Raw genomic sequence first — 6,117 nt, forward strand, 5'->3', positions numbered from 1 at the left:
AGATGGTGGAACAGCCACTAGTCATCGAACGGAGGCATTTTCCCGGCGGTACGGTCCTGGCACTAAAAGGCGATTTGACCAAAATGTCCGAGCAAGAACTGCTCGGCGATTTGACGGGAGGCCTTGGAGAGCATGTTCGTTTCCTTGCGCTTGATTTGACTGGAGTAGCTTATATTAATAGCGGAGGCATGGCCGTGCTGATTCGGCTTGCCCGAATTGTACGAAAAGCAGGGGCGCATACTTTTGCCTGGGGGGTCACGCCCCATTACGAAAAGCTGTTTCGTATGGTAGGCTTAACCGAATGGCTGATGCTGTATCCGAATGAGTTTGCAGTCATGCAGCGCATAGAAGCCCTGGAATTATAAATCGGATGTACGGAGGTTGCGATGCAGGAAGCCATTTATGAAACTTGGAGACATGTTTTTAAACTTGATCCGGAGCGTGAATTGTCCGATGAAGCGCTCGATGCGATTTGCCTTTCCGGTACAGACGCGCTTTTGGTTGGCGGCTCCACAGGCGTGACCTATGACAATACTGTTGATTTGCTGTCGCGTATACGCCGCTACGAGGTGCCCTGCGCGCTGGAAGTATCCAGTGAGGAAGCCGCGGTACCGGGATTTGATCATTATTTTATCCCGATGGTGCTTAATACGGAGCGTGCAGAGTGGATTATCGGCCGGCAAATTGAAGCTTTGCGCAAATGGGGAACGTTCATTCCTTGGGAAGAGACGACTGCAGAGGGTTATATTATCTTGAATCCGCGGGCGCAGGCTGCCCAAGCGACTCAGGCCAGCTGCGAGCTGGATGACGATCAGTTTGCTGCACATCTGTATATGGCAGACAGGCTGATGAGACTGCCGATTGTTTATATGGAGTATAGCGGCATGTTTGGCGATATGGAGCGTGTGAGGCGGGCCCGTCATCTGTTGACAGGAGCGAGGCTTTTTTACGGAGGCGGCATTGATACGGCGGAAAAAGCGCAGCTTGCCGCGCAATATGCCCACACTGTCGTTGTAGGCAATGCATTGTATGATGAGCGGCTTTCCGCGGCACTCTCTACTGTACAGGCTGTTCGTAATACCGTTTTGATAAAATAAAGAAAAAAGAGGCTTGCCACTCTTTCGTCCTGCTGCTGAATATTTTCAGATTTTGGGGCGGGAAGCGGCAGGTCATTTTTTCTTTTAAGCGGATGGCAAAACCAGTATTATTGAATTGACAGTATACGTGCTGTTGTCTAGACTTAAGAGAGGCGAACAAATGCGAACAAAGGAGTTTTATTCCTCTTATGATTAATGGTATAGGAATTGATCAGGCGGTTCAGAAGCTGAATTCTCCCCAAAGAGACGCAGTACAGGCGACGGAAGGCCCGCTGCTTATTATGGCCGGAGCGGGGAGCGGCAAGACGCGGGTGCTTACCCATCGCATCGCGTATTTGATTGAGAAACGGCGGGTAGCGCCGTGGAGCATACTTGCGATCACTTTTACGAATAAAGCGGCAAGAGAAATGCAGCAGCGGGTAGCTTCACTGGTCGGGCCGACGGGACAAGATATTTGGGTCTCAACCTTTCACTCGATGTGTGTACGGATTTTGCGCAAGGATATTAGCCGGATAGGCTTTACCTCGAATTTTTCGATTCTTGATTCTGCAGATCAATTGTCGGTTATTCGCAACTGCATGAAGGATATGAATATCGATACGAAGAAATTTGAGCCTAAGGCGGTACAAGCCGGAATAAGCAGCGCTAAAAACGAACTAATCACACCGGAGCGATTCGAGAGCAAGATTGGCGATTATTTCGACGGCATCGTCTCCCAGGTGTATACAGCCTATCAAAAAAGGCTGAAAAGCAACAATTCACTTGATTTTGACGACTTGATTATGACGGCGATTCAATTATTCAAAGATGTGCCGGAAGTGTTGGCTTTTTATCAAAATAAGTTCCGTTATATCCATGTCGATGAGTATCAGGATACAAACCGCGCGCAATATATGCTTTGCCGGATGCTCGCTGATCAGCATCATAATATTTGTGTCGTCGGCGATAGCGATCAGTCCATTTATCGTTGGCGCGGCGCTGATATTTCCAATATTCTTAATTTTGAAGAGGATTATCCGGAAGCGCGCACGATTATGCTGGAGCAGAACTATCGCTCTTCGGCTAATATTTTGAATGCCGCTAACGCTGTGATTGATTTGAATACTAGCCGTAAACCGAAAAGATTGTGGACAGACCGCGGCGAAGGGGCTTCAATTAAAATTTATCAGGCGGATTCGGAGCATGAGGAAGGCTATTTTGTTACGTCCGAAATTCGCAAAAATGTTCAATCAGGACGCAGGTATGGACAGCATGCTATTTTATACAGAACGAATGCCCAATCGCGGGTCATTGAGGAAACGTTGATCAAATCGGATATTCCGTATCAAATCGTCGGCGGGATCAAGTTCTACGATCGCAAGGAGATCAAAGATTTACTCGCCTATTTGCGTCTAATATCCAATCCGGATGACGATCTTAGTTTGCTTAGAATTGTCAATGTACCGAAGCGAGGCATAGGCGATACGACAATGGCTAAGCTGTCCGAGCTGGCCGGAGCGCGAGGGATTTCGCTATATGCCTTGTTGGACGAGCTGGATTGGCTTGATGTAACGGGGCGGGCTCGCACCGCGCTGCAGGAATTCCGGACAATGGTTGACCAGCTTACACGAATGACAGAATATCTTTCTGTTACCGAATTGACGGAGAAGCTGCTTGAAATGAGCGGCTACCGGGAAGAGCTTCATCGCGAGAATACGCTGGAGTCCAAAGCGCGTATCGAAAATATCGACGAGTTTTTATCGGTAACCCAAGAGTTTGAAAAGCGTAATGACGATAAATCGCTCGTTGCCTTTTTGACCGATCTGGCTTTAATTGCCGATATCGATTCAATGGACAAGGAAGAGCCGGAGGGCGGCGCTAAAGATGCCGTCATCTTAATGACGATGCACAGTGCGAAAGGCTTGGAGTTTCCGGTCGTATTCATTATTGGGATGGAGGAAGGCATATTCCCGCACAGCCGGGCGCTGATGGACAACGAGGAGCTGGAGGAAGAACGGCGGCTTGCTTATGTCGGCATAACGCGCGCCGAGGAGCAGTTGTTTATGACCAGCGCCCGGGTGCGTACCTTGTTCGGGCGTACGAATTCGAATATGCCTTCGCGGTTTTTGAAAGAAGTGCCTGATGAAGTAAAGGAAGATGTGTCGGGCGCTCAGGCAATCGGCGGAGGCCGCTTTTCGGGCGGCTCTTATGGCGGCGGCGGCCGCTCTGGCGATGGAGCGGGAATCGGCTTCCGCGGAACAAACCGGCAAGGAAGCAGCGTCCCGTCTTTTGCCCGGAACGGTTCGCCAGGCGGCACGGTGCGGGTAAGCAGTCCGCATGATGCAGCCCGGGCAGGTGCAGCCGCGGCGGGCGGGTCGGCGCGCGATTTTAATGTGAGTGATAAGGTGCAGCATGGCAAATGGGGCATTGGAACAATCGTGTCCGTCAAGGGAACCGGCAACGACACAGAGCTGCAAATCGCTTTCCCTGCGCCGGTCGGGATCAAAAAATTGCTGGCGAGCTTTGCCCCAATTACAAAAGTGGAATAACCGCAATGATTAATGAGAGCAAATGCAGACTATTAAAATGCAGAGGATGATTGTTGATGACAGCGGCCAAAGAGTCCGGCAACACAACAGAGCAAATCGCTCGTATGCGTGAATTGGCGGAATTAATTGAACAGCATAACTACCATTATTACACAATGGATAATCCGGTTATTAGCGATCAGCAATACGATGCCCTGTATGACGAGCTTCTTTTGCTGGAACGAGAGAGCGGCAATGTATTGCCAGGCTCCCCGACGCAGCGCGTTGGCGGCGAAATTTTAAAAGGTTTTGACCCCCATACGCACCGCTCGCGCCTGTGGAGCCTTGATAAGGCGCAAAATACGGAAGATTTGCTTGCCTGGCATACTCGTGTACTCAAAATCATAGCGGATTACAATACAAAGCATCCAGATGACGAGCCGCTTCCTGACCCGACTTATGTCATCGAATTGAAATTTGACGGCTTAACGCTTAATCTCACTTATGAGGACGGCCAGCTGGTGCAGGCGGCAACCCGGGGCAACGGCACGGTCGGCGAAGGCATTTTGGCCCAGGTGAAAACGATCAAATCCATCCCGCTTACGATTCCTTTCGACGGCATTATTGAAGTGCAGGGTGAAGGGATGATGCATCTGTCAGTACTCGAGGCTTACAATCGTACAGCGGAGGAGCCGTTGAAAAATGCCCGCAATGCCGCAGCAGGCGCCCTGCGCAATCAAAACCCCCGCATTACAGCTGAGCGTAAGCTGAGCGCGTTTTTCTATAATGTGGGCTACGCCGATGGTGTTGAGTTTGCCACCCATCAAGAGATGCTGCAATTTTTGCTCGATAACCGCTTTAAGGTGAATCCATACGCGACTTACTGGAATGTAATAGAAGATGTTCAAGAAGAGCTTGCCCGCATTGAAGCGATTCGTGACACATTTGATTATTTAATCGATGGCGCAGTGGTCAAAATAACGGATATGCGCACGCGGGAGGCGCTGGGCTATACCGACAAGTTTCCGCGCTGGGCGGTAGCTTTTAAGTTCGAAGCTGAAGAGACAACGACGAGACTGGAATCGGTCTCCTGGGAAGTCGGGCGTACCGGCAAAATAACCCCGGTAGCACGCGTTGAGGCGGTAGAACTGGCTGGAGTTACGGTGCAAAACTGTACTTTGAATAATATTGGCGATATCGAACGAAAAAATCTGAAGCATGCTTTGGGAGCGATGGTGTTTATTCGCCGTTCCAATGATGTTATTCCTGAAATACTCGGCAAAGCTGACGATACAGTAGGGGAGGAAATTGTTTTCCCAACAGTCTGCCCTGCTTGCGGCTCGGAGCTTGAGCAGCGCGGCGCCCATCTGTTTTGCAATAACAAGTTGGGATGCCGGCCGCAAATCATCGGGAAAATTACGCACTTCTCTTCCCGCGATGCGATGGATATCGAATCCTTCAGTATAATGACGGCTGAACAGCTCTATGATGAGTGCGAAGTACGGGATCCGGCGGATCTGTATGATTTGACATATGAAGATTTAATTAAGCTTGAGCGGTTCGGGGAACGCAAAGCCCGCAAGCTGCTTGAAGCGATCGAAAAATCAAAAGAGCGCGATTTGTCGGCGTTTTTGTTTGCGCTGGGCATCCCGAACACCGGGAAAGCTACGACGAAAATGCTGGCCGAGCATTTTCGCCAGCTATCCGCTATACGTGCGGCAACGGTTGAGCAGCTGGTGGAGCTGCCTGATATCGGCGGCATTGTAGCTGAGAGCATCGTCGGGTACTTTAATGATCCGATTTCGGCGGCAAGCATCGATAGAATGCTGGCGAAAGGTGTCAAAGGAGAGGCTGAGCAGGCGCCGGAAGCGAGAACGGACAGCATCTTCAGCGGCAAGACTGTTGTGCTGACAGGCACGCTGACCGCCCTTACGCGCGATGAAGCAGGGCGCAGGCTGGAAGCGCTCGGCGCAAAAGTAAGCGGAAGCGTATCGAAGAAAACCGATTTTCTAATTGCCGGCGAAAATGCGGGCAGCAAGCTCACAAAGGCCCGCGATCTGGGAATTGCAATTATTGAAGATGAAGAAGAGCTGCTGCGATTGCTCAATGAATAAATCAAGCTGTCCAGAGGACGATTGTCCTCTGGACAATTCCAAAAAATACAAGTTGTATTTAATTTTACGCTGTGATATATTATTACTTGTCGCTTCTGAGACGTAGTCAATAATAAAGTTGCTTGAATTAAATAAGTAAAAAAGTTGTTGACAACGAAACAAAAAGCTGATAACATAAACAAATGTCACGACAAAATGTGACAAGCAGTAAGCAAGTTCTTTGAAAACTGAACATATGGATCACGTCGATCCAACAATAATAACGCAAGCAAAAGTAATGAGCTAACAAGCTTATTCATGAATAGAAGTTTTCGGACTTCAACTTTTATGGAGAGTTTGATCCTGGCTCAGGACGAACGCTGGCGGCGTGCCTAATACATGCAAGTCGAGCGGAGCAGA

The 6,117-nt window shown here is 49.6% G+C and carries 4 protein-coding genes and 1 rRNA gene; all 5 read left to right on the plus strand.

The window, feature by feature from the left end:
- Window positions 1–2 precede the first annotated feature (2 nt).
- Window positions 3–365 carry an STAS domain-containing protein gene (locus ACFQ0N_RS24045; RefSeq protein WP_379331034.1) on the plus strand — a complete coding sequence of 121 codons (363 nt, stop codon included), beginning with the start codon at window positions 3–5 and terminating at the stop codon, window positions 363–365.
- A 21-nt stretch (window positions 366–386) separates the two neighbouring features.
- Window positions 387–1,097, plus strand: coding sequence for a heptaprenylglyceryl phosphate synthase (gene pcrB, locus ACFQ0N_RS24050; protein ID WP_379331036.1), 711 nt, complete (start codon window positions 387–389; stop codon window positions 1,095–1,097).
- A gap of 188 nt (window positions 1,098–1,285) precedes the next feature.
- Window positions 1,286–3,625, plus strand: a complete 2,340-nt coding sequence (gene pcrA / locus ACFQ0N_RS24055) for a DNA helicase PcrA (RefSeq protein ID WP_379331038.1) — start codon at window positions 1,286–1,288, stop codon at window positions 3,623–3,625.
- 104 nt (window positions 3,626–3,729) lie between these two features.
- Window positions 3,730–5,718 carry an NAD-dependent DNA ligase LigA gene (gene ligA / locus ACFQ0N_RS24060; RefSeq protein ID WP_483874991.1) on the plus strand — a complete coding sequence of 663 codons (1,989 nt, stop codon included), beginning with the start codon at window positions 3,730–3,732 and terminating at the stop codon, window positions 5,716–5,718.
- 324 nt (window positions 5,719–6,042) lie between these two features.
- Window positions 6,043–6,117: ribosomal RNA gene (locus tag ACFQ0N_RS24065) — 16S ribosomal RNA — on the plus strand; the annotation flags it as partial.

This window comes from Paenibacillus sp. GCM10027626, assembly GCF_042676285.1.
Taxonomy (GTDB): Bacteria; Bacillota; Bacilli; order Paenibacillales; family Paenibacillaceae; genus Paenibacillus_Z.

Bases quoted from the DNA above. Each gene is read 5' to 3' on its own strand.
- ACFQ0N_RS24045 (WP_379331034.1), top strand. From the start codon at position 3: ATGGTGGAACAGCCACTAGTCATCGAACGGAGGCATTTTCCCGGCGGT.
- ligA (WP_483874991.1), top strand. From the start codon at position 3,730: ATGCGTGAATTGGCGGAATTAATTGAACAGCATAACTACCATTATTAC.
- pcrB (WP_379331036.1), top strand. From the start codon at position 387: ATGCAGGAAGCCATTTATGAAACTTGGAGACATGTTTTTAAACTTGAT.
- pcrA (WP_379331038.1), top strand. From the start codon at position 1,286: ATGATTAATGGTATAGGAATTGATCAGGCGGTTCAGAAGCTGAATTCT.